This is a genomic window from Variovorax sp. 01T439_2, from assembly GCF_056398445.1.
This window is the reverse complement of the sequence record NZ_JBFTPJ010000883.1, coordinates 1-2476: the sequence shown is the minus strand read 5'-3', so window position 1 is coordinate 2476 and position 2476 is coordinate 1. Positions and strand designations below refer to the sequence as shown.

At 64.8% G+C, this 2476-nt stretch carries 4 protein-coding genes; 3 read left to right on the top strand and 1 reads right to left on the bottom strand.

Annotation, left to right across the window (positions count from 1 at the left end; all coding sequences use genetic code 11):
• The first annotated feature begins 96 nt into the window (after window positions 1-96).
• Together AC1DOC_RS29245 and AC1DOC_RS29240 are read left to right on the top strand one after the other, a co-directional pair.
• Window positions 97-405 carry a DUF736 domain-containing protein gene (locus tag AC1DOC_RS29245; protein WP_012747205.1) on the top strand — a complete coding sequence of 103 codons (309 nt, stop codon included), beginning with the start codon at window positions 97-99 and terminating at the stop codon, window positions 403-405.
• Between the two features lie 621 nt (window positions 406-1026).
• Window positions 1027-1368: a DUF2958 domain-containing protein gene (locus AC1DOC_RS29240; RefSeq protein WP_012747206.1), complete on the top strand. Its 342-nt coding sequence runs from the start codon at window positions 1027-1029 to the stop codon at window positions 1366-1368.
• Window positions 1369-1379: 11 nt separating this feature from the next.
• Here AC1DOC_RS29240 and AC1DOC_RS29235 read toward each other — a convergent pair whose 3' ends face one another.
• Window positions 1380-1688, bottom strand: coding sequence for a helix-turn-helix domain-containing protein (locus AC1DOC_RS29235; RefSeq protein ID WP_012747207.1), 309 nt, complete (start codon window positions 1686-1688; stop codon window positions 1380-1382).
• Between the two features lie 142 nt (window positions 1689-1830).
• On the opposite strand from AC1DOC_RS29235, the gene AC1DOC_RS29230 reads away from it, so the two are divergent.
• On the top strand, window positions 1831-2172 hold the full coding sequence (locus AC1DOC_RS29230) for a DUF2958 domain-containing protein (RefSeq protein WP_012747208.1): 342 nt from the start codon (window positions 1831-1833) through the stop codon (window positions 2170-2172).
• The last annotated feature ends 304 nt before the right edge of the window (window positions 2173-2476 follow it).

The following is a 2476-nucleotide window of genomic DNA, read 5'->3' as shown; positions in this document are numbered from 1 at the left end:
TGCGGCCTTCGGTGCGACGCGCCCGGACCCGCACCGTCCGGATCACGCCAAGGCCGCGATGGGCGCGGACCTGGTCAACTTCGAAAGGACTTCATCATGGCCAACATCGGCACCTTCACCGCACAGAACAACGGCTTCACCGGCACGGTTCGCACCCTGACGCTCAACGTCAAGGTCAAGATCGCGCCCAGCGACAAGGAAAGCGAGAACGCCCCGGACTACCGCATCGTGGCGGGCACCGGCTACGAGATCGGCGCGGCCTGGAAGAAAGTCAGCAAGGCGGACCGGCCCTACCTGTCGGTAACGCTGGACGATCCGTCGTTCCCGGCGACCATCTATGCCCGCCTGGTCGAAGGCGACGACGGCGCGCACAACCTGATCTGGTCGCGCAGCAAGGGCGACTGATCGCCGCCCCGTGCCCCGCCTGCAGGCGGGGCGCTTCACCTCTGAGTTCACCATCTATGCCCCGCTGGTCGCGGGCCGTTTCACTGCTGCGAGCCCGTACCGAATCGCGGAAGTACGGATTGGCGTCAGTCCGTACTTCCTGATTTGCTGATCTATGAATCGTCGCCATTCCGACTTTGCGGTTCTACGGATGCACGAGCAGCAGTGGATGTGCGGAAGCGGTTCTTCGGATCCGTGGGTTCGTGCAGAGACGCGTCGCAGGTTTTACGAATCGGCGTGCACACGGTTTGGCGGCGAAGACATTCGTGCGTCTCCTGGCGGTGCCGGGCCGGGCTGTCGTGCGATGCACCGAGCCGCCGGTGGCGTCTCGCCCCTTCTGGCTTCCATCCCTGACGCCTGCGGCCTTCACTGCGCTCCCGGCCTGCGCGCTTCGCTTGCCACGACAGGGGAGGGCTGGCTTGCTGTTCCCTTCATCGTTGCACGTCGTTCTCGCCGTCAAGGTCTGCGCGCACGTCGTGCGCTTGCGGCCGGCGGCCGTCTCTCGAACCCTGACGGCTGCGCTGCGCCRTGCGGCTTCCGGTCTCGGGCAATTCCGCCCGATTCCTTCCAAGGAGAAAGACCATGACGAAGCTCATTACCGACGAACAACGCGCGCAGCTGCTGGCCAATGGCCGGGAATCGGTCGAGAACTCTCACTTCGATCCGCGGCCGGTGGTCAAGCTGTTCACGCCCAATGCGGGCGCGACGTGGCTGTTGACCGAACTCGATTCCGAAGACATCGCGTTTGGACTCTGCGATCTCGGGCAAGGTTTTCCCGAGCTGGGCTATGTGAGTCTGGCGGAGCTGGAGAGTTTGCGTGCGAGGTGGGGGTTGCCCATCGAGCGCGATCTTCATTTCGTCGCTGACAAGCGGTTGAGCGGCTACGCGCGCGAGGCGCGGCTGGCAGGTCGCATCGTGGCGTAGCGCCGCGGGCGTCAGCCTTCTGCGGGAGGCTGGTGCCATTCCTTCGGCAACCTGGCCTCTGTCTCGAGCATCAGCTCGCCGGCGCTGCGGCCCAGTGCCCGAGCGATCCTGAGCACCAGAACCAGCGTCGGCATGTGCTCGCCGCGCTCGATCTTGCCCATGTGAGAGCGCTCGATGCCGGCGAGGTGCGCCAGCGTTTCCTGGGCGATGCCGTCTTCGGTTCTCAGTGCGCGCACCACAGCGCCGAACGCCAGCGCCGGCGCGACCTCGAAGGTCGTCGCGCCGGTAGGGCGTCCTCGCTGAATGGCTCGCTTCTGCATGGACAGAAGCGTCTCGTTTCAGCACAATTTAAACCACGTTATCTTTAACTCATGTCGTTGTTTTCGGGATCTACCCGCGTGCAGAAATCCTCCTACACCTGTCCTTGTGGCACTAGCACCCGGTCATTTTTTTGAGGGCCCAATGACTTTTCTCACCGAGCAGCAGCGCGCCGAGATGCTAGCCAACGGTACGGCGCGCGCCCGTGGCCAAGCCATCGACCCCTATCCCGTCGTCAAGCTGTACACGTTGGACGCCGCAGCGTGCTGGCTGCTCACCGAACTCGATGCCGACGGTGATCGCGCCTATGGGCTGACCGATGCCGGTACAGGCTTTCCTGAACTCGGACACGTGAGCCTGTCCGCGCTAGAGCGTGTGCGCGGTCCCCAGGGCCTGCGCATCGTCGCCGATCCGCATTTCAGGGCGCGGCAGCCGTTGTCCGGCTACGCGGCCGACGCGCAGCGCGACGGATCGATCAACGCTTGAACTTCCATGGCGGGTGGGGCGCACGGGATCGTCGCCGCTCGAGCGACAGCGCATCGCTGCAAAAGCCAGCCATGCCGGCCATGCCTGTGGCAGTCTTCGCGCAAGCAAGAAGAAGTGAGTTCTGCCATCCATGGCGGGTGGGGCGCACGGGATCGTCGCCGCTCGAGCGACAGCGCATCGCTGCAAAAGCCAGCCATGCCGGCCATGCCTGTGGCAGTCTTCGCGCAAGCAAGAAGAAGTGAGTTCTGCCATGACCGACCGCAAGGCCGAAGGCCTGCCGACCGCGCCCTGGCGCGCGTCGGCG

Bases quoted from the DNA above. Each gene is read 5' to 3' on its own strand.
- AC1DOC_RS29240 (WP_012747206.1), top strand. From the start codon at position 1,027: ATGACGAAGCTCATTACCGACGAACAACGCGCGCAGCTGCTGGCCAAT.
- AC1DOC_RS29235 (WP_012747207.1), bottom strand. From the start codon at position 1,688: ATGCAGAAGCGAGCCATTCAGCGAGGACGCCCTACCGGCGCGACGACC.
- AC1DOC_RS29230 (WP_012747208.1), top strand. From the start codon at position 1,831: ATGACTTTTCTCACCGAGCAGCAGCGCGCCGAGATGCTAGCCAACGGT.
- AC1DOC_RS29245 (WP_012747205.1), top strand. From the start codon at position 97: ATGGCCAACATCGGCACCTTCACCGCACAGAACAACGGCTTCACCGGC.